16 protein-coding genes and 1 pseudogene are annotated in these 19,902 nt (G+C 68.4%); 4 read left to right on the forward strand and 13 right to left on the reverse strand.

The window, feature by feature from the left end:
- Positions 1 to 52: 52 nt before the first annotated feature.
- Entirely contained in the window at positions 53 to 859 is an 807-nt protein-coding gene (locus tag NR810_RS05465; protein ID WP_257448630.1) for a nucleotidyltransferase domain-containing protein, read from the forward strand.
- A gap of 16 nt (positions 860 to 875) precedes the next feature.
- Here the strand turns inward: NR810_RS05465 and NR810_RS05470 are convergent, their stop codons facing one another.
- From NR810_RS05470 to NR810_RS05490, 5 genes are all read right to left on the reverse strand, one after another.
- Positions 876 to 2,027, reverse strand: coding sequence for a serine/threonine protein kinase (locus NR810_RS05470; RefSeq protein ID WP_257448632.1), 1,152 nt, complete (start codon positions 2,025 to 2,027; stop codon positions 876 to 878).
- Between the two features lie 67 nt (positions 2,028 to 2,094).
- Positions 2,095 to 5,103, reverse strand: coding sequence for a choice-of-anchor D domain-containing protein (locus NR810_RS05475; RefSeq protein WP_257449307.1), 3,009 nt, complete (start codon positions 5,101 to 5,103; stop codon positions 2,095 to 2,097).
- Between the two features lie 188 nt (positions 5,104 to 5,291).
- Complete coding sequence (locus NR810_RS05480; RefSeq protein WP_257448634.1) at positions 5,292 to 6,149, reverse strand: alpha/beta fold hydrolase; 858 nt, start codon at positions 6,147 to 6,149, stop codon at positions 5,292 to 5,294.
- Between the two features lie 88 nt (positions 6,150 to 6,237).
- The gene (locus NR810_RS05485) at positions 6,238 to 6,417 is read right to left on the reverse strand and encodes a hypothetical protein (protein ID WP_257448636.1); all 180 of its coding nucleotides are present in this window, start codon (positions 6,415 to 6,417) and stop codon (positions 6,238 to 6,240) included.
- Positions 6,418 to 6,651: 234 nt separating this feature from the next.
- Positions 6,652 to 7,665 (reverse strand): aldo/keto reductase, encoded by a 1,014-nt coding sequence (locus NR810_RS05490; protein WP_257448638.1) that lies wholly within the window; start codon positions 7,663 to 7,665, stop codon positions 6,652 to 6,654.
- Positions 7,666 to 7,788: 123 nt separating this feature from the next.
- On the opposite strand from NR810_RS05490, the gene NR810_RS05495 reads away from it, so the two are divergent.
- Positions 7,789 to 8,403: a helix-turn-helix domain-containing protein gene (locus NR810_RS05495; RefSeq protein ID WP_306817891.1), complete on the forward strand. Its 615-nt coding sequence runs from the start codon at positions 7,789 to 7,791 to the stop codon at positions 8,401 to 8,403.
- Positions 8,404 to 8,421: 18 nt separating this feature from the next.
- On the opposite strand, the gene NR810_RS05500 is transcribed toward NR810_RS05495, so the two are convergent.
- The gene (locus NR810_RS05500; protein ID WP_257448640.1) at positions 8,422 to 10,347 is read right to left on the reverse strand and encodes an AAA domain-containing protein; all 1,926 of its coding nucleotides are present in this window, start codon (positions 10,345 to 10,347) and stop codon (positions 8,422 to 8,424) included.
- A 337-nt stretch (positions 10,348 to 10,684) separates the two neighbouring features.
- Between NR810_RS05500 and NR810_RS05505 the strand changes: the two genes are divergently transcribed.
- Together NR810_RS05505 and NR810_RS05510 are read left to right on the forward strand one after the other, a co-directional pair.
- On the forward strand, positions 10,685 to 12,121 hold the full coding sequence (locus NR810_RS05505; RefSeq protein ID WP_257448642.1) for a restriction endonuclease fold toxin 5 domain-containing protein: 1,437 nt from the start codon (positions 10,685 to 10,687) through the stop codon (positions 12,119 to 12,121).
- Between the two features lie 14 nt (positions 12,122 to 12,135).
- Positions 12,136 to 12,867 (forward strand): immunity 52 family protein, encoded by a 732-nt coding sequence (locus tag NR810_RS05510; RefSeq protein WP_257448644.1) that lies wholly within the window; start codon positions 12,136 to 12,138, stop codon positions 12,865 to 12,867.
- 50 nt (positions 12,868 to 12,917) lie between these two features.
- Here NR810_RS05510 and NR810_RS05515 read toward each other — a convergent pair.
- The 7 genes and pseudogenes from NR810_RS05515 to NR810_RS05545 form a co-directional block, all read right to left on the reverse strand.
- Positions 12,918 to 13,976, reverse strand: a pseudogene (locus NR810_RS05515) (AAA domain-containing protein); the annotation flags it as partial.
- Positions 13,977 to 14,115: 139 nt separating this feature from the next.
- Positions 14,116 to 14,772 carry an HNH endonuclease family protein gene (locus NR810_RS05520; RefSeq protein WP_257448649.1) on the reverse strand — a complete coding sequence of 219 codons (657 nt, stop codon included), beginning with the start codon at positions 14,770 to 14,772 and terminating at the stop codon, positions 14,116 to 14,118.
- On the reverse strand, positions 14,769 to 16,019 hold the full coding sequence (locus tag NR810_RS05525; RefSeq protein ID WP_257448651.1) for an AAA family ATPase: 1,251 nt from the start codon (positions 16,017 to 16,019) through the stop codon (positions 14,769 to 14,771). The genes NR810_RS05520 and NR810_RS05525 overlap by 4 nt, the downstream gene beginning before the upstream one ends.
- Positions 16,020 to 17,096: 1,077 nt before the next feature.
- Entirely contained in the window at positions 17,097 to 17,264 is a 168-nt protein-coding gene (locus NR810_RS05530; RefSeq protein ID WP_257448653.1) for a hypothetical protein, read from the reverse strand.
- A 327-nt stretch (positions 17,265 to 17,591) separates the two neighbouring features.
- On the reverse strand, positions 17,592 to 17,801 hold the full coding sequence (locus NR810_RS05535) for a hypothetical protein (protein ID WP_257448655.1): 210 nt from the start codon (positions 17,799 to 17,801) through the stop codon (positions 17,592 to 17,594).
- Between the two features lie 24 nt (positions 17,802 to 17,825).
- Entirely contained in the window at positions 17,826 to 18,380 is a 555-nt protein-coding gene (locus NR810_RS05540; protein ID WP_257448657.1) for a hypothetical protein, read from the reverse strand.
- Positions 18,381 to 18,444: 64 nt separating this feature from the next.
- Entirely contained in the window at positions 18,445 to 19,815 is a 1,371-nt protein-coding gene (locus NR810_RS05545; RefSeq protein WP_257448659.1) for a hypothetical protein, read from the reverse strand.
- Positions 19,816 to 19,902: the final 87 nt, after the last annotated feature.

A 19,902-nucleotide genomic window follows, 5' to 3' on the forward strand; every position in this document is an offset into this window, starting at 1 on the left:
GTGTGGTTTCTGGCCCTATGGATGGGTCCAGGCAGGATGCTATCAGGGCGGCATGCAACACCTACCGCTCCGACACCGTGAATTCCTGACCTCCGCGCTGGGGGCCTGGCGGGCCAACCCCGGCATCCTGGGGGTCCTGGCGGGCGGCTCGTTCCTGAGCCGGAGCATGGATGAGTTCTCCGACCTGGATCTCATCCTCGTCGTCTCGGACGAGCTGCGGGCCACCATCGCGCAGGAGCGCACCACGATCGCCCGCGCCGCGGGTCCCCTCCTACAGGGATTCACGGGGGAGCACGTGGGCGAGCCCCGCCTGCTGATCTGCCTCTACGGTCCGCCGCTGCTTCATGTCGATCTGAAGTTCATCTCCGTCTCCGAGCTCGACTCCCGGATCGAGGAGCCGGAGATCCTCTTCGAGCGGGCTGGCGTCATCACGGAGCGGCTGCGCTCGACGCGGGCGAATCCCCTGGAAACGCCGTCGGCGCAGTGGATCGAAGACCGCTTCTGGGTGTGGATCCACTACGGCCTCGACAAGCTCCGGCGCGGAGAGCTGTTCGAGTGCCTGGACATGCTGGCGTTTCTGAGGGCCCAGGCCCTGGCGCCGCTGATACAGCGCATCGACGGTGGCTTGTGGCGCGGGGTGCGGCGGCTCGAGGCCTCACGCCATGCATCGGCGCTCTCGCGGGTCTGTGCGCGCCACGACGCACAGGAGTGTCTTCGCGCGATGGCCGCCGCGGTCGAGGTCTACACCGCGCTGCGGAGTCAGCTCCACGAGTCGCTCGGACCTCGGCACTCACCGGCGGAGCCTGTCGTCCGCGCATACCTGGCGGAGGTGTGCGCCGCGAGTCAGGGCGGCCACTGAGGGAGGGTGGCCCCGCTTACGTCTCCGTCCCGGTGTCCCCGCCGGGCTCCCGGCTTCCCGCGGGGCGCCGGGCTCCCTGGGCCGCCCGTGGACGCGGAGGCGCGCCAGTCCCCGCGCCCGCCGCCCGCGCCGGCTTCGCCTGTCCCTGCTCGGCGGGGGCCACCTTCGTCGAGGAGTGCGAGCTGTTCTCCCGCATGAGCCGCGGGTCGTACTGGATGACGGTGGGCTCGCTGGCGAAGTGCTCCTCCTCGAGCTCCGCGGCGTACAGGTCCCTCATGTACCCGGTGAGGTGGGCGTGGGTGCCCGGGAGCCGCTCGGCGATCAGGAAGTCCTCGAGGGCGAGCTGGAACTCTCCGGCGCTCTGGAAGCGCTCCTCCCGCCTGCGGGCCAGCGCCTTCATCACCACCGCGTCGAGCGCCTTGGGGACGCCCGGCACGGCCTCGGAGGGCGGAGGTACCTTGGCGCCGACCACGGCCTTGAGGGTGGCCATGTCCGACTCGCGCTTGAAGAGCCGCTGGCTGGCGAGCAGCTCGTAGAAGACGATGCCCAGGCCGTACACGTCCGAGCGGGCGTCGAGCTCCTCGCCGCGGGCCTGCTCCGGGGACATGTACGCGTGCTTGCCCTTGATGGTGCCGACGATCGTCTGGGACAGCTTCCCCGAGGCCTTGGCCACGCCGAAGTCGATGAGCTTCACGTTGCCGGTGAAGCTCACCAGCACGTTCTGCGGGGACACGTCACGGTGGATGAGGCCCAGCCTGCGGCCCGAGGGCGAGCGCGCCTGGTGCGCGTGGTCCAACCCGGCGGCGGCGTCCGCGATGAGGCGGCACTTGAGCCCCAGCGGCATCCCGCCCTTGCGGTGGTTGGCGCGCGCGTTCACGTGGCTGACGGCCTCGCCCTGGACGTACTCCATGGCGATGTAGAGCACCCCGTCCACGTCCCCCAGGTCGTAGATCTGCGCGACGTTGGGGTGGTTGAGGTAGCCGGCGATGCGGCCCTCATCCAGGAACATCTTGATGAAGTCCGGGTCCTCGGAGAGGTGTGGCAGGAGCCGCTTCACCACCAGCAGCTTCTGGAAGCCCACGGGCCCCTTCTGCCGGGCCAGGAAGACCTGGCCCATTCCGCCGGTTGCCAGTTTGCGCAGCAGCTCGTAACGGCCGAAGGTTTCCACGGGTGGGGCAACCATATCCGCCCCGGGCCCATGGGCGGAAGGTGCCCCACCCCCCTTGACGCGGCCCTCAGGGGGCGGGTGGAGGAGCCGGGCAGGCGCTGCGGTAGCGGACCTCGATGGTCTGACCTGGCGTGGGCACCGCGTTGGGCTGGAAGACGACCGCGTTGCGGGCGGGGTCATAGGTCCACTGGTCCACCGGGAGCTTCACCCCCGCGACGCGCACGGACATCTCCGCCGTGCCATTGGGCGTGGCGCCGAGGGCGAAGTCCGCCTGCGGCCTGTCGGCGCGCTGCAGGAGCTTGTCCAGGAAGGAGCCGTAGTCGCCCATGCAGATGGAGCCCACCTCGCCGTTGGTGCGCTTCGCCACGGTGGAGAAGCGCGGTCCCGGGGGGCCCGCGGTGGTGCAGCCGTTGTCCGTGGGCACGAGCGCGTAGAGCTGGGTGCGGTGCGCCATGCCGGTGCCCTTGATGGACTGGAGGAACTGCACGTAGCTCTCCGCGTCGAAGCCCGAGTGGTCGTCCTCGTCGGACACCACCACCACCGCGAGCCGGGCCGTGGAGCGCAGGAAGCCCAGGTTGCCGTCGTTGGGCAGCGGGGTGCGCGGATCATCCGCGCTGGTGGCCAGGGGCGAGGAGAGCGCCTGGCGCATCGTCTCCAGGCCCTGCACCAGGTTGTGGCACAGCCCCACGTCGTCGATGTTGGCCTGCACGCCCGCCGCCGCCGTGGGCGAGTCGCTGGAGATGGCGCGGGAGCGGCTGCCGTCCACCGGGACGAGCCGGCCGCCCTCACCGCCCGCCGTCACACCGCCGCACGCGGACGCCCGGGCCGCCAGACCCGTGCTGGTGACGCCGATGCGCACGTCCACGCCGGCCTGCCGCGCGCGCTCCAGCCAGCCGGGGAGGGCCGCCTTCAGCCGCGCCTGGTAGGCGTCCATGGTGGTGGTGTTGGACACCACGAAGAGGACGTCCAGCTGGCTGTTGGTGCCCTGGATGAAGCGGTCGAGCTGGAGGCCCTCGTGGTTCGTCTCCGCCAGCAGCGGGACGAGCAGCGGGCTCGGCTCGTTGGTCGCGAAGACGAAGAAGGGGCTGAAGTGCTGGCCGAGCACGTTGCGCTCGTAGGAGAACTCCAGCTCGAAGCCCTCGCCCGGGGCCAGCGTGCGCGGCAGCTGCATGGGCGTCATCAGCGCGTACTGGTTGCTGGTGCCCGCGCCGATCTGGAAGTCACGCACGTCGATGGGCGCGGCGCACTGGTTGGAGATGAGCGTGCGCCGGCGGCCCACCGCGCAGTCGTAGCGGATGGGTCCGAAGTCCACGAAGGCCGGCGCGGCGACCAGGCAGCTGTCCTGCGACACACCTCGGAGGGGCAGTGTCACCGTGGGGTTGGCGGGGTCGTTCACCGTCAGCCGCAGCTCGCCCTGGTACTGGCCCGGCGTCTGGGGCCGGAAGGCGATCATCGCGCTGAAGGCCGTGTCGTACGGCACCACGCCACCGGCGAGCTTGCCGCCCGGCATGTAGAAGACGCCCCCGGCGTCGTTGGACAGGTGGATGTCCTTCACCGCGCACTCGGCCCGGCCGGGGTTGCGGAAGGAGAAGCCCAGCACGGCACCGCGGCCGGGTGTCACGTTGCCGAAGTCCAGCACCGGCCACGGCTTGAGCTCGTAGACACAGGGGCCGGTGGCCCGGGCGCGGCCGGTGAGGACGATGGTGCGCTCGGGCGTGAACCTGTCATCCGACATGAGCACCAGCGTGGCCTGCCAGGTGCCCTCGGTCTTGGGCTCGAAGTACACCGTCAGGTCGATCGCGTCCGTGCCCGGGGCGATGAGGATGTCGTCGACCCCCAGCGCCGGCCAGGCGGTACCCGCCTTCCAGGGATGGGCCTGCTTGCCACGCATGGGCACGTCCACCGAGAAGTGTTCCGCGCTCCCGGCGCCTCGCACGCCCCGGAAGACGAGGTTGCCGGTGGTGCCGCCGTTGGAGATGCGGATCGTCTTCCCCAGCTTGCCGCCCACCGGCAGCTCGCCGAAGTCCAGCGCGGCCGGAGCCACCGCCAGCGTGGGCCGGCCACCGCTCGCATCCAGGAGCACCTCCGACTGGCGCGCCTTGTCCGACTCGTAGCCCAGCGTCAGCGTGCCCTTGTTGGGCCCGGAGAAGCGCGCGGCGAACTCCAGCGGCACCTCCACCGCCTCGCCCGGCTTCACCTCCTGACGCTGCATCGCCTTGAGCGGCGTGAAGGACTTGTCGCTGGTGCTCAGCCCCATGATGGTGACCGGCCGCCAGGTGATGTTGCGCGCACGCGTATAGGACTGGGTGCGCTCGTGCACGGGGATGGCCTCGAAGGGCACCGGCTCCGGCTCGAAGACGAAGGCGCTCGGCACCGAGCGTCCGGCCAGCTCCGCCACTGTCGGCGTGCAGTTGCCGCAGGCCTTGACCTTCACCTGCGCGCGCATGTCTCCCAGCGCGCGTGGCAGGTACTTCGCCTGCACCTCACGCGTGCTGAGCGGCGGCACGGTGATCGTATCCGCGCTGAAGGCATCGGCCGCCTCGCCTTCGAGCGTCACCGTGAGCGGCAGGTCCACCGGGTTGGTGATGGTGAGGCGCAGCGTCCGCTCGCTGTCCACCTCCAGCGTCTCGAAGTCCAGCACCGGCGGGGAGATGTCGATGGGCAGCGGAACGCCCTGGCCCCGGACGCTCACGACGTGCTCCCGCCCCTCGTTGGCGTCCGTGCGCACGTGGATCGTCTCTTCCTGGGGGCCCTCCGAGAGCGGGTGGAAGCGCACGCGCACCAGCTTCTCCTCGCCGGGCATCACCCGCTCCTCGCCCTCGAAGGACACCTCGTAGGAGGGGTCCCCCTTGAGCCCCAGCGCCTCCAGCGCATGGAAGGGCACGTAGCCCACGTTGCGCAGGCGCACCTGTTTCTCGCGCCATTGGCCAACGGGCACGTCCCCGAAATCCAGCGTGTCCGCGTCCACGGCCGCCAGCGCCTGCACCGAGCGTGTGTTCCCCGGCTCGTGACACGCCAGAAGCGCCGTCAGCAGTGACAGCCCGATGATCCGCCCCACTCGCAGCCCCGTCCTCATCGCCCGTTCCCGCCTGGAATCCATCCGGCATTCCCCTAATCAAAAGGCGTACCAACCGTTTGTCGCCTGGGGTGCCCAATGAAAACAGGGGGTTGCGAAAGGCGTGGATGTGGGATGCGAACGATTGGAAGCCGCTTGCCCTGTGGGGTGAAGGAGTTTTCCCGGCTTGCCGGGGGGCCTGGGGCGAACTAGCGGGCGGGCTGGATGAGCTCCCGGAGCGCGCGGGCCACGGCCTCCGGCTGCTCCAGGTGCACGTGGTGGCCTCCGGGGAGGACGAGGGGCGGCTGAGCGTGGCGCAGGGCGGCGAGCCGCGCCCGGGCCCGCTCGTCATCGAAGCCGTAGCCCTCGCTGCCGAGGATCAACCGCACCGGGCAGGTGACGGCGGAGGAGAGGGCGAGCCACTGGGCGTCGTCGTAGCCGAAGCCGAAGCGGCGGCGGTGGGAGGGATCGAAGGTGAAGGCGACGCCGCCGTCGACGGGCTCGGTGCCGTGGCGGGCCATGTGGAGCGCGAGGTGCTCGGGAAGGGCGGTGCCCTCCCGCAGGCGCGCGGCGGCGTCCTCCACGCTGGGATAGCGCTTGCGGTTGGGCGTGCGCTCCAGGTCCTCGAGGAAGCCGCGCAGGCGCGCGAGCGCGTTCTCGGGAGGGCCACCCGAGGGGCCGAGGCTCTCGATGAGGCTCAGACTGAGGACGCGCGAGGGGCGTGCGGCCGCGTACGCCGTGGCGACGATGCCGCCCAGCGAATGGCCGACGAGGTGCGCCGCTTCCAGGCCGGTACCGCGCAGCACCGCCTCCACGTCCACCAGGTAGTCGGCGAACTGGTAGTTGGCGCTTCGGGGCAGGTGTCCACTCCGACCCATGCCTCGGAAGTCGAACAGCACCAGGTGCCAGGAGTCCGGCAGGTGCTCGGTGACGAAGTCGAAGCTGTGGGAGTGGTCCAGCAAGCCGTGCAGGAGGACGACGGCGGGTGAGCCGCCGGCACCGCGCTGGCGTACGTGGAGGCCGAGCCCGTGGGCATCGACCGTCGACGACTCGAAAGAGGAGGACAACGGCGGCTCCTTCCAGGCCGGAGAAGACACTCCGGCCGGACCCCCCGCTTAACGCGTTCCGCCGTCGCCGTGAACCGGCGGGTGCTGCTCAGGCCTGGGGTTGCTGGGCCGAGAGCTCCACCGGCGCCGAGGCGGAGAGCACCAGCGCGAGCTGCCGCGCCTGTCCCTCGGTGGTGCAACGGTACTCCTGCACCTTCCCGTTGGGCTTCTCCAGACGAAGGACCCAGACATCGGCTTCCTTGGACACGACCGAACGTACTTGCGACATGGCTGCCTCCTTGAGGGCTGCCTTCCCCCACTGCCCTCCAAGGAAGCATTCGCCGTGCCGACACCCGGTTTTCGCCGATACCCAAGGAATCCGGTGCTTTGCCGCCTGCCAGTTCTTCGCGAGTGACAAATTTTGCGGGTCATTCGTGACAAAACGTGCGGGCAGGTCCGCACGTTTTGCGTAGTGTCCCGACCCTACTGTTCAGGTTCTTACTTTCTCAGTGCGCGAGAGTCTTCAGCGGGCCTGGGGCGCCGGCCTGTCGGACTGCGTCAGGTGCTTCATGTTGGCCGGGTAGCGGTCTCCGGCGGCGACACCCGGAGGCGCGATGGCGTCGATCTCCGCCAGGTCGCCCTCGGTGAGCTTCACGTCCAGCGCCCCCAGGTTGTCGTCCAGGTACTTGCGCCGCTTGGTGCCGGGGATGGGCACGAGGTCCTCCCCCCGGGCGAGCACCCAGGCCAGGGCGAGCTGGGCCGGCGAGCACTGCTTCTTCCGGGCGAGCTGCTCGATGTGCTCCACCAGCTTCAGGTTGCGCTGGAAGTTCTCTCCCTGGAAGCGCGGGTTGTGGCGGCGGTAGTCGTCCTGGGCCAGGTCCTCGAAGCGCTTGAGCTGTCCGGTGAGGAAGCCACGGCCCAGGGGGCTGTAGGGCACGAAGCCCACGCCCAGCTCGCGGCAGGTCTGGAGCACGCCGTCCTCGGGGTCGCGGCTCCACAGCGAGTACTCACTCTGCAGCGCGGTGATGGGGTGCACGGCGCACGCGCGGCGCAGTGTGTCCGAGTTCACCTCGGAGAGCCCGAGGTAGCGCACCTTGCCCTGCTTCACCAATTCGGCCATGGCGCCCACGGTCTCCTCGATGGGCGTATTCGCGTCCACGCGGTGCAGGTAGTACAGGTCGATGACGTCCATGCCCAGCCGCCGGAGGCTGGCCTCGCACGCCTGTTTCACGTACTCGGGGCGGCCGTTGATGGAGCGCGCGTGCGGGTTGTTCGGGTCACGGACGATGCCGAACTTCGTGGCCAGCACCACCTTCGCGCGGTGCGGACGCAGCACGCGGCCCACCAGCTCCTCGTTGAGGCCCGGGCCATAGGCATCCGCGGTGTCGAAGAAGGTGATGCCCCGCTCCAGTGCGTGCAGCAGCGTGGCCTCCGACTCCGCGTCATCCCGCCCGGCGTAGAAGTCCGACATGCCCATGCAGCCCAGGCCGATGGCCGAGACGGCGAGCCCCTGCTTCCCCAGCTTTCGAGTCTCCATGCTCCAGACCTCCCTACGGCGTGTGCACTCGTCCCGAGGCGCGGGCAGTCTCCTGGCCCGGGCGGTAACGTCCCACCGGGCCCGGACTGAGCCGTTCGGGTGGGTCCTTTACTGTTCTCACATATGAGAAATGTCAAGTCGGGTTCGAGTGGAGAGGGAGCGACGGAGCTGGAGGCGGCGGAGGCGTCGCGGCTGGGGGCGCGCATCCGGGAGCTGAGGCAGGAGCGGGGGCTCACGCTGGAGGCGCTGGCGGAGCGCTCGGAGGTGAGCCGGGCGATGATCTCCAAGGTGGAGCGGGGGACGAACAACCCCACGCTGGTGGTGGCGGTGCGCATCGCGAAGGGGCTGGGGGTGGGGCTGTCGGAGCTGATGTCGCGTCCGAGGCCGAAGCAGGCGCGGGTGTTGCTGCCTCCGGCGCAGCAGCCCACGTTCCGGGATGGGGAGAGCGGCGTGCTGAGGCAGCTCCTGTCGCCCCCGTTCGAGACGAGGGGGGTGGAGTTCATCCGGTTCACGTTGCCGGCGAACACCTCGACGGGGGAGTTGCCGGGCAAGGAATTGCCGGTGGGCAAGTACCTGGCCGTGGAGAAGGGCACGCTGCGCATCGACTTCCCGGACGGGAGCGTGACGGTGGAGGCGCAGGACGCCTTCTATTTCGAGGCGGACGTGCCTCACGCGTTCGTCAACACCGGGCGTGGCGTGTGCGTGTGCTACATCGTCATGGCGCGCGAGCCGGGATGAGGGGAGCGCCCCGTCCGCTCAGGAGGCATCGGCGGGGTCGGGCCACTCCCAGGCGGAGCGGTAGCCACCGCCCTCCTGGGTGGACTCGATGAAGCGCGAGTAGAAGGGGTTGCCGCTGAGGGTGGCGGAGTCGCCCACCACGAAGAGGTGCCTGCGGGCGCGGGTGAGGGCGACGTTGATGCGGCGCAGGTCGGTGAGGAAGCCGAGCTGGCCCTCTGAGTTGGAGCGGGTGAGGGAGACGAGGATGGCGTCCTTCTCGCGGCCCTGGAAGGCGTCGACGGTGTCCACCTCGACGTCGGGGGAGAGCTGCTCCACGCGCTCACGCAGGGCGTGGGCCTGGGCGCGGTAGGGGGTGATGACGGCGAGCTCGCGGGGCGCGAGCCCGGCGGCGAGCAGCTCCTTCACCCGGGCGATGACGAGGTCCGCCTCGCCGCGGTTGAAGAGGCTGCCGGTGTCCTGCTCCAGCTCCTCGTCGAAACCCTTGCCGGCGGTGTCGAGGAAGAGGACGGGCGGGGCGTCGACGCTGGTGGCTTCCGGGGGCAGCACGTCCGCGAGGGTGCGATCGGCGACGCTGGGGTGGGCGCGCAGCTCGCCGCCGTACATCTCCTTGGAGGGGAAGGACATGATGGCGGTGTTCATCCGGTACTGCTCGCGGAGCATGCGCTTGACGCCCTCGCCGTGGTCGGCGAGCAGCCGCTCGAAGAGGCTGACGGCGAGGCCCTGTTTCGCGGCCTCGGGGGAGAGGACGGTGGGGGGGAGCTGCTGGGGATCTCCAGCGAGCACCACCTTGGGCGCGCGGAGGAATCCGAGCAGGGCGAGGGGCTCGGTGGCCTGGGTGGCCTCGTCGAGCAGGGCGAGGTCGAACTCCTCGTGGGAGAGGATGCCGGACTCGAGGCTGGCGAGGGTGACGCAGACGACCTGGGCGCGCTCGAGGACGCCGCGGAGGGCCTTGCGCTCGAGGGCGCGGGCCTCGTCGAGGAGGCTCTTGGCCTCGGTGGTGGAGGCGCGGGCGTTGGCGAAGCGCTCGCGGCTGCGGCCCTGGGTGCGCTGGCGGCGGGCGTAGCCGAGGAGGGAGAAGGCCTCGTCGAAGAGCTCGCGGGAGAGGACGCGGTCGGGGTGGTCCTCGACGACGATGTCCAGCGTGTGCTCCTGGAGACGGGGCGTGACGCGGGCGGGGTGTCCGACGCGGATGGCGCGCAGACCCTTGTCGAGACATAGGTCGGTGAGGTGGTCGACGGCGGCGTTGCTGGCGGCGGTGCACAGCAGGCGCTGGCCTTTGGCGACGGCCTGGGCGGCGACCTCGGCGAGCACGGTGCTCTTGCCGGTGCCGGGAGGCCCGTGGACGAGGAAGAAGTCCTCGGCGGCGAGGGCGCGGGCGACGGCGTCGTGCTGCTCGGGGTTGAGGGGGCGGGTGGGGGAGAGCTCGCGGAGGGAGTCGAAGCGGGGGGGCTCGTTGCCGAGGAGGACCTCGCGCTTGTGCCGGGCGGCGCCCTTGTCGAGGGCCTTCACCCGGGCGAGGCCGGCGCGGACGCGCTCGAAGGTGACGTCGTTGGGGACGCGGTCGAGACGCAGCAGACCTTCGTGGATGAAGGGGGGAGGGGCGCGGTCGAAGGCGAGCTGGACGCGGGTGGCGGTGGCGCGGGAGACGAGGGCGCGAGCGGGCTCCTTGACCTCGGAGCGGCGGGGCATGACGGCGACCTGGTCGCCGTTGTCGAGGCGTGCGGGGAAGCGGGCCCTGTCTCTGCGGGCGAGCGTCACCAGGACGCGGCCGCCGAGGCCGACCTCCTCCTCGATGCTCTCGAGGTCGAGGAAGGAAAGCCCCTGCTCGGCGCGCTGCTGGAGGGACATGCCCTCGGCGAGGGCGTCCAGGCGGGCGCGCTCGGCCTCGCGTTCGAGGACGAGGAGGCGGCCGAGGGAGTCGAAGAAGGAGACGTCGCGAGGCATGGGGTGAGGTTTATGCCACGTGCCGGTGCACTTCACGCCCGGCATGTGAGGCCGGGCGCTCGCCAGACAACGCTGGCGGGGACGAGTATTATGAGTACGGCGAGGTGTCCCTCTTCGAGTCGTCCTGGAGCGACACGGAACGGCGGGTTCGATTCCCGCCGCCTCCACTGTTTTACTCCGTAGACAGAGGCGGCACGCGCACCGTGCCCCTCAATGGGGTGACGTTTCCTCCGCACAAAGTGTCCGCGAGGCCCCGTGATTGACGGGCATGTCATGGTTCCCCTGTAATCTCGGGTTGTGCTCTCATCGTGTGGGGGCCATTGCCAGGAGGCTCCCCATGCGGCGCCAGGTCGTTCTTCTGCTGGTCGCATCCCTCGCGGCGTGCAGCACCCCAACGAAGGTCGTCCGCCTCGACACAGGCCAAGGCAAGCCGAGCATCCACGTCCCGCGCCGCCACGTGGAGCCGGTGGAAGTGGGCCAAGAGGAGCTCAAGCAAGCCGTAGCGAAGCACGCGCCCTCAGTGCCTGTCGTGGAGCGGCCCCTGGAGTACGCCGGGAGGCTGTTCGGAGTGCCCGAGCGAAGCGGCTGGTTCTGGTACGAGGGCCGGAGCCAGCGGCTCATGGCCTCGGAGCCGGGCCGCCACCGTAACCCGCGCCTGCTGCCCGAGGACGAGGAGCTGAAGCGCTGCTACCTGCTGTGGTGCGAGCGGACGTGGGGCGCCGGGGACTGTCTGCGTCTGCTGGTGGACAAGCCCTTCCTGGATGGAGATGCCAGGTACATGCTGGCCATGGCCATCGCTCAGAGCAAGGTGCTGGGGGCCATGAAGGAAGAGCTCGCGCAACTGGTGAGCCCCCAGACGGTAGTAGCCACGGTCGTCGGTGGCCTGACCATGTATGCGATCTTGCTTGCACTGCCCGAGCCCGTCAGCAAGGGCGTGGCGGCGCTGCTGACGCTGGGGGCCATGGCGTATCTGGGCTGGGACACCGTGTGGCGGTTGCTCGATGGGTGGCTGGGGCTGATGAATGAAGTGGATGAAGCCACCACTTTCGACGAGCTCCATGCGGCTGGAGAGAAGTTCGGGAATGTGATGGGGGAGAAGGCGGCCCGAGCGTTCATCATGCTGGCGATGGTGGCGATGGGGAACACGGCATCGGGGATGGCGGCGACGCTGCCCAGGTTGCCGGGCGCCAGGCAGGCGGCGGTAGTGGCCGAAACGCAGCTGAACATCCGCTTCACGGCCCCAGCGCTGGCTCAGGTGGAATCGGTCGCCATCAGTGCCGAGGGCGTCACCATCGCGCTGGTCCCCAACGCCGTGGCCATGGCGGCACGGGGTAGCGGAGGCGGCAATTCTGGCGCACAGGTTCAGCCGCCCCGCTCCGGTGGCCCGGGCCAATGGATCCAGACGGACGAGTCCATGTCCGAGAGCGCCCGGGACTATCAAGCCCAGGTGACGGGAGCGCCCAAGGGCTACGCCTACCGCGTCAAATCGGGTGGCAACGAGGTGGACTTCGATGGCTTCGACCAGGGGGTTCTCCTCGAGGCCAAGGGCCCCGGCTACGCGCAGTGGATCAACAAGAAGCTGGAGTTTTTCGGGAACTACCAGGGCGGCCCCAAGCTGCTTGATCAGGCGACACGCCAGGTCGAAGTCGCCAATGGGACACCCATCCGGTGGATCGTCGCCGAAGAGAAACTCGCGGGTGCACTCAGGAAGATGTTCGAGGCAGCTGAACTCCCGATTGAGGTCGTCCATGTTGCTCCGGCTCCAGTTCCATGAGGAGTAGCCGTTCAATGATGGAAACCCATGAAACCTATTACGCGGGTTCTTATTGGCTCGCCCGGTCCGAATCCGCTGAAGCTTGTGCACGTCGCGCGGAGCGTTTCTTCCACCTCCTGGGACGCTGCGACCCGGCGTGGAACCGCTGGTACCAGCCGGCAAGCTCCTTCGAGGAGGCGCGCAAACGCCAGTTCACGCCGAACGCCGCGAGTTTCCAGAAGCTGTTCGTACAGGAGGAGAATCATTTCGGTGACCGCTTCTCCTTCCACTTGTGGACGGGCGACAGTCAGGAAGAAACCTCCGTCGTTGACGGCAGCTGCGGTTCATCCTCCCGCCTGCTAGCGGCCAACTGCATACTCCGACCCTTCGATGAAGGTCCTGTCGGGGAACGGATGTTGACCGCTCCCATCATGACTGAAGTGCTGCACGCCATGGCCTTGGCCTGGGACCCGGAGTGGGGAGTGGCTACGACCGACGCACACCGGCAAATGGTGGTACAGGGATTCCCCTATGCAGGCACCTTCGTGGGATGGGTGATGTACTTCTCGCGGCTGCGAGGCCCGGTGCCCCCATTGCCGGCCCCCGTGCGCATCGAGCCCGTGGAGGACAAGGGCACCCTCGTCATCCTCACATCAGAGAGGTTCACCGCCTCCAACCCGGAGCACGTCGCATTGGCCGCGCGCGTTCACGAGTTGCTGGACCGGGCCGGACTGCTGCGGAGGTTGCAGCCGTGGCCGACAGGTTGACTGCATGGTCGTAGGTTGCTCCCTCGCACGATACCGGAGAAGGTGTCAAAGGACTCGAGGCTGGCGAGGGTGACGCAGACGACCTGGGCGCGCTCGAGGACGCCGCGGAGGGCCTTGCGCTCGAGGGCGCGGGCCTCGTCGAGGAGGCTCTTGGCCTCGGTGGTGGAGGCGCGGGCGTTGGCGAAGCGCTCGCGGCTGCGGCCCTGGGTGCGCTGGCGGCGGGCGTAGCCGAGGAGGGAGAAGGCCTCGTCGAAGAGCTCGCGGGAGAGGACGCGGTCGGGGTGGTCCTCGACGACGATGTCCAGCGTGTGCTCCTGGAGACGGGGCGTGACGCGGGCGGGGTGTCCGACGCGGATGGCGCGCAGACCCTTGTCGAGACATAGGTCGGTGAGGTGGTCGACGGCGGCGTTGCTGGCGGCGGTGCACAGCAGGCGCTGGCCTTTGGCGACGGCCTGGGCGGCGACCTCGGCGCGCACGGTGCTCTTGCCGGGGCCGGGAGGCCCGTGGACGAGGAAGAAGTCCTCGGCGGCGAGGGCGCGGGCGACGGCGTCGTGCTGCTCGGGGTTGAGGGGGCGGGTGGGGGAGAGCTCGCGGAGGGAGTCGAAGCGGGGGGGCTCGTTGCCGAGGAGGACCTCGCGCTTGTGCCGGGCGGCGCCCTTGTCGAGGGCCTTCACCCGGGCGAGGCCGGCGCGGACGCGCTCGAAGGTGACGTCGTTGGGGACGCGGTCGAGACGCAGCAGACCTTCGTGGATGAAGGGGGGAGGGGCGCGGTCGAAGGCGAGCTGGACGCGGGTGGCGGTGGCGCGGGAGACGAGGGCGCGAGCGGGCTCCTTGACCTCGGAGCGGCGGGGCATGACGGCGACCTGGTCGCCGTTGTCGAGGCGTGCGGGGAAGCGGGCCCTGTCTCTGCGGGCGAGCGTCACCAGGACGCGGCCGCCGAGGCCGACCTCCTCCTCGATGCTCTCGAGGTCGAGGAAGGAAAGCCCCTGCTCGGCGCGCTGCTGGAGGGACATGCCCTCGGCGAGGGCGTCCAGGCGGGCGCGCTCGGCCTCGCGTTCGAGGACGAGGAGGCGGCCGAGGGAGTCGAAGAAGGAGACGTCGCGAGGCATGGGGTGAGGTTTATGCCACGTGCCGGTGCACTTCACGCCCGGCATGTGAGGCCGGGCGCTCGCCAGACAACGCTGGCGGGGACGAGTATTCCAAGGCCGAGCTTGCCGCGGAGGTCTCGCGTCAGGCTGGGAGTCCTCCCTATCTGCTGTCCTCTTTGCGCAGGCGACCTTGACGCCGGAGTTCGGACGCCACGAACGGAGCCCGCCGCTCGAGATAGGAGAGCTCGATGTCCCCCCGCTCGTAGCACGTGACGTACTCTTCACGCGCCTTGAGGCACTCGGGCATGTTGAGCACGAGGAGGGTCTCCTCGAGCTCCTTCGCCTTGCCCGGGGGAGCCTTGGGGCCGCGAATGACCTGGAATGCCACGAGCTCCAAGGCGAACCAACCCTCGGCCACTTCGAAGGGGTCCACCAGAGAGGTCAGGTCGTTCTTCCTCGCGTTGATGAGCGCGGCGCAGAGCCGGTAGTTCGACCACTCATAGACCTGGTCCCACACACGTGACTTCGGAAGAACGTGGTCGATGGTCGGGCTGCCCGTTGCATGCTCGAAATAGAGCGCCAGGTAGGCACAGCGGCGCTCATAGGCCTCCAGCATGTCCGGGAGGGCGTCACGCCAGAACGGGGGGAAGGCGTCGGCAGGAATGTCGGCCTCGCGGGCCGCGATCTTCTTGCGGCGACGGCCTCGGCGCTTGAGACGCGGCTTTCGGCCGACCAGCTCGTCAATGGCGGACAGCCCCCTCTGGCGAACCCCCTTGTCGAAGTGGGGCGGCTCCTTCGCAGGCGCGACAGGTATCACCGCTTGCCTCGCTTCGCCGGCTTGCGCTCCTCGACAAACTGCCCCCACCGGACCCAGAACGGATCAATGTCCGGAAGCCCTGCGGCGTGCAGTCCCTGGTCTGCGGACTCCACGTCCTTCCATGGCGGGTCCTTCTGACGGAGCAGCGCCAGCGCGGTCTCGATAGCGGACTCGGCTTCAAGCGACCGGGCCTTCCTCAGATCGAACGCCTCGCTGGTGAGCCAGTTGGAGACATCTCCCCGGCGCACGAACTCGCGCTTCCGCAGGACGACCCGAGCCTCTTCAAGGTCCAGGTCGAACCATGCGTCCTTCTTGACGTCGAAGAGTGGCTCCACGGAGGCCAGCACCAGGGGGGAGTGCGTCGCCGTGATGAGCTGGACGCGGGAGCCGTGACTCCCGGTGAGCGCGTCCATCACGTTGAGCACGGCCGGTACGATGCGGCGCTGCCACTGAGGATGGAGGTGCGCTTCGATTTCATCGATGAGGAAGATGATCTCGCGGGCCGGATCGTCGCCACGAACCTCGGCCGCTGCGATGTGTTCCTGCCAGGCCCAGATCAGGAGGTAGGTCAGGGCGATGATGCGCCGCATGCCCGCCGACGCGTGGGTCACAGCGACATCCTGGCCGTAGGGCATTCGCAGTGTCGGGTAGCGCTTCGGATCTTCCACGGTGAGCTTCCGCAGTTCCCCTGGATGCAGCGGCTCTCCCCCGGGCGGTGACAGCACCTGGAGAACCTTGGTCAGCATGTTGAAGGCCTCACCCTTCTCGCGTTGCCACGACGCCCAGTCGCGAATCAGCCCTTCACAGTGCGCGTTTCCCGCCCACACTTCGTGAGGCGCGAAGAGATAGGAGCTGGGGCGGTCCGGCGCATCGGTCCTCCAGTAGTTGCGCGCCGGATCCCACACGGAGAAGCCACCGTCGACCTGGGCGTAGAGCACGAGCCCCGGAATCGCGGGCCGGCCATTGTTGACGGACCAACGCTCGGCCTTGCGGTCATACGTACTCTCGTACGAGTAGCTACGAGGCGTGGACTTCGTGTAGCTGTACGCGATCCTGGGCTTGCCCTGCGCGGGCGCGGGAAGGACCAGATGGCGTGCCCAGGTCCTGGTCAGGGCCCACCAGGCGATGTCCAGCAGGAAGCTCTTGCCCAGCCCGTTGTCGCCGGTGATGAGGTTGAGCCGTTGCGCAAGCCTCAGCTCCATCTCGGGCGCGGGTCCAACATTCTTCAGGTGCAGCGACTCAAGCATCGGCTTTGCCTCTCCGGGCAAGGGCTCTGGAGGAAGCTATGCCAATTCGGTCCGGTCAGAGCCGAAAACAGCAGAAGGGCCGGCATTTACCTCTGGAGCATAAGAAGGATGGACGGCCTGTTGAAGTTACGGGCTTCGATACCCCTGGAACCGAGGATCAGCGTAGGAGTGAGCCTGCCCCGGTTTTGTGGATGCACCTGATAGGTCGGCTACACGGGAGGCGGAGAGCCCGGAGCGCTCGGCCCACCAGTACCCGCCCTCCAGTCATTCTCCAGTCACGCTTGCCGATTACCCTCCGCGATCTTCTTCATCACAGTCATCGGACTGGAGGAAACATGGGGAAGTCAGAGGGCAGGGGATGCGTGCGCGTGCTCACGGCACTGGCGGTACTTCTGGCCGGTTGTTCCGGCGCGAAGCTCGACTCCGCGTGGGTGCGAGCGAACAGCACGGGGTGGCCCGACCCGGAGTCCACCCAGCTCGAGCCCAGGGTCGCGGAGCGAGTGGATGCGATGATCGGGGATGCGCGCATCGTCTATCTCGGCGAGCCCGATCACTACCCTCGATCGCTGGCTCGAGGCACACCCCGGCGAGAAGCTCATCCTCCTGGGTCACAACACGCACCTGTCTCGCGACTCCTCGACGCTGAGTGTCGGCGCTTCGGACGGCGAGCACGAGCCGATGTGGCGCTCCATCGGCACCCATGTCGCGGAGCCACGCCCCCAGGAGGTCTTCGTGTTCTGGCTCCTGGCCCCCGAGGGAGCGCACCTCATGCCCGACGGCCGGCAGCCTGTCACCCGCCGCGTGCCGCTACGCGAGGGCAGCGTCGTGCGCTCGCACCTCATGGCGATGCATTCCTGCTCGACCTGCGTCAGCGCCCACCGGGGACACTGCTCGACGAAGTCACGGACTACGGGAACCCGAGCTCATACGCGCACGGTCCCGTGGGGCGGAACACGGACGCGGTGGTGTTCTTCCGGAAGATCTCTCCTCCGCGCAAGGCAACCCCACCCGCCCGTCGCGGTACGCCGTGAGCGCGAAAGCAGCTCGCCGCAAGCAGTTTGCCCGAGGCGGAGTTGCTCAGGCTTTGCCGTCCAGCATCTTCTGCGTCGGGATGTGGACGTACTTGAAGTAGTCCGGGTTGGGCAGCGGGCGGAGCCTGGCGCTCTGGCTGCCCGAGTTGTCGTAGATGTAGTGCTTCCCGTCGATCTTCCCCGGCGTACAGGCCGCCGCCTGGGGCTCCGGCAATGCCCAACCCGGGCGGGCACTGTCAGGTGCGGTGCTCCGTCCGGTGATGAGGTGGCGGCTCGAACGTGTCCCGATGGCGGTCGGTGTTGGCGTTGGGTTTACTGGGACCCTTGGGCTTCTTTGTGTCATCTGTCTTGTTTGGCTTGTCGGGGCTCTTTGGACTCTTTGTCTTCGTTGCATTGCCGGGGGTCTTGGTCTTGCTTGGACCCTGTGTGTTCTTGGGAGGCATGGGGCGACGGGGACCGGTTGACTTCAACATTGTCGTCTCCTTATTGGCGCACATCGTGTGCGCATGGTGATACGGTGAGAGGGAAAATCCGGTTACGGTCAAAGCATGGGAAGGATTGGGGCGATGAGAGTGAGAGGGGAAGCGAGAAACGTGCCCCCAAGAAACGACCGCCGTACGCCGAAGGAGCTGATGCGCTCCACCCGGCCGAGGTCGACGATGATGAGCCCATCGAGGTCCGGCGAGGAAGACGTCAGCGGGAACGTCTCATCGATGACGCCAGCGATGCGGATGTGGTTGATGGGACCCACTCTGCGTCCCCAGCGTCCCGCTCCTCATTCCGATCGAATCCGCTGGTCAGCGATGGCTTTCTTGCGCTCGCTCTCGATGGGGAAGGGCTCGGCCAGGCCCGCTTCCCTCGCGCTGGTGTTGGCGGTCTTTTGAGCCTGGAGCGCTTTTTCCACTGTGCCAATGGCTTCCGCCTTGGACTTCGAAGCGGTGGCCTCCGCATTCGTTACGGCATCAGCGGTCCAGTTGACCACTTCGGTCGCTTTCCTCAACGCAGCTTCGTCGCGCTCGACCTTCGTCTTCGCGGCCTCGAGTGACTCGATGTAGCCTGAGCGGCTGCTCGCCGATGAATCCTGCGGGTCGACCAATGCCTGATGCTTCTTCCTGGAGCTTTCGAGTTCCCTCTCGGCGACGGCCTTCCTTTCCTTGGCGATACCATGAACGATCTGGATTCGCTGGAGCCTCGACCCATCCTCATGGGCCTTCCGCGACGCGGTTTGCGCCTCGGTGACAAGGGACGCCGCCTTCGCCTTGTCATCAGCGGCCTTCCTTGCTTTCGGTTCCTCGCTTGCTCCGGTGTCACAGACGGAAGGAGAGGACATAAAAAGGTCCAACAAAGAGTGGATGAAGCTGGATGACTCGAGGCCGTGCTTGCGGACCTGGGACTCAGGACGCGTCCTGGGCCCGGTGCAGCCAGCGCTCGAAGGCCTCGGCGACCTCCTTCGCCTTGTCCTCGTCGGAGAAGGGATTGAGGCCCTCCTTCAGGACATCGTCGGCGATGCCGCCCTTGCTCAGCAGGATGCCGGTGACGACGCCGGCGTTGGCGATGGCCTTCGTGTCCAGCTCGTAGTGGCCGTTCTTGTCCTTGATGGGCTGGCCGTTGCCGTCGCGCTTCACGAACCCGCCGTGGGTGGCGTACTCGTCCACGCGGTTCTTGTACTCGCCGCTGCCGTAGTACGACTTCATGGCATCGGTGATGGACTGGTTCGGGTTGTCCGCCAGCCGCTTCGCGAGGTTGAGGCCGTCGAGGTCCCCGTTCCAGTCGTAGTCGCTCTCGTTCTTGATGGCGTCGTCGGCCGAGGTGCCATTGTAGCGGGCGGCGACGGCGGAGCCGATGTCTCCCGTCAGGGTGACGAAGCCCTTGGTGAAGGGGTTGGGGATGTCCGGCTCGCCGCCGGGCAGACTCTTGATGATGTCACCCAGCTTCTCCTTGCCCACGGCCTTGGCCAGGTCGTCCACGCTCAGCGTCTTGGGGACGCGGTCCTTGTTGAGCTGCCAGTCCATGCCGCACAGCACGTGGCCCATGTCCACCGGCTGGCCGTCCGGGGTGCGCATCTGCCCCGCGTAGCCGCCCACGGCGACGTCGGAGTTCTTCTGCCCCGGCGTGTGGGGCAGGCCCAGAGCGAGCACCTGGTCATCGGAGGCCTTGGCGGAGCCGCCCGCCAGGTTCCACAGGTCACTGTTGTAGTAGGTCTGCCGGGCCAGCGTGGCGGCCTTATGCTTGCCGTACTGCTTCTCCAGCTCGCCCATCCGCTTCTCGAGGACGACGAACTGCGCCTTTTCCACGTCGTCCTTCAGGTCCGGGTTCTTGAACTGGACCTCCTCCTGCTTCTCCAGCTCCGCGACCTCGTTCTCCAACTGCTTGAGCGTGCTCTCGTCCTTCCCGCCCGACAGCTTGTACTCCCCCAGCTTCTGGCGCGCCGTGGACAGCTTCTCCTGCGTGTCCAGCACCTTCGGGTCGATGCCGTGGACCCCGGCGACGGCCGCCGTCGCCGCCGCCCCCTCCACGCCTGCCGCCGCTGCCGCCCCCGCCGCTGCCGCCCCCGCCGCCACATCGCCAGTGCCCGGGGATGGCTCCTGAGCGGAAGCAGGAGTCCCGCCGGCCAGCGCCACCGGCGCCTTCTTCTGGGCGGGCTCGAAGGTGTCCGTGTCCGTGCGGCGCGGGGCGGGCTTCTTTGACTCGGCGGTGGAGGGTCGTGTGGAGGTGTCCGCCTGGGGGATGAACACCTGGCGGGGCTGGATGCGGGGCGGGCTCATGGGGGCCTCTCTCTCAGTGGCCCGGGCGGTGAGTACCGTCCGGGAGTGTGGGTTCGGCCAAGAAGAGGAGGGGGGCGCACCGACGTC

It is taken from the genome of Archangium lipolyticum, from assembly GCF_024623785.1.
Lineage (GTDB): Bacteria > Myxococcota > Myxococcia > Myxococcales > Myxococcaceae > Archangium > Archangium lipolyticum.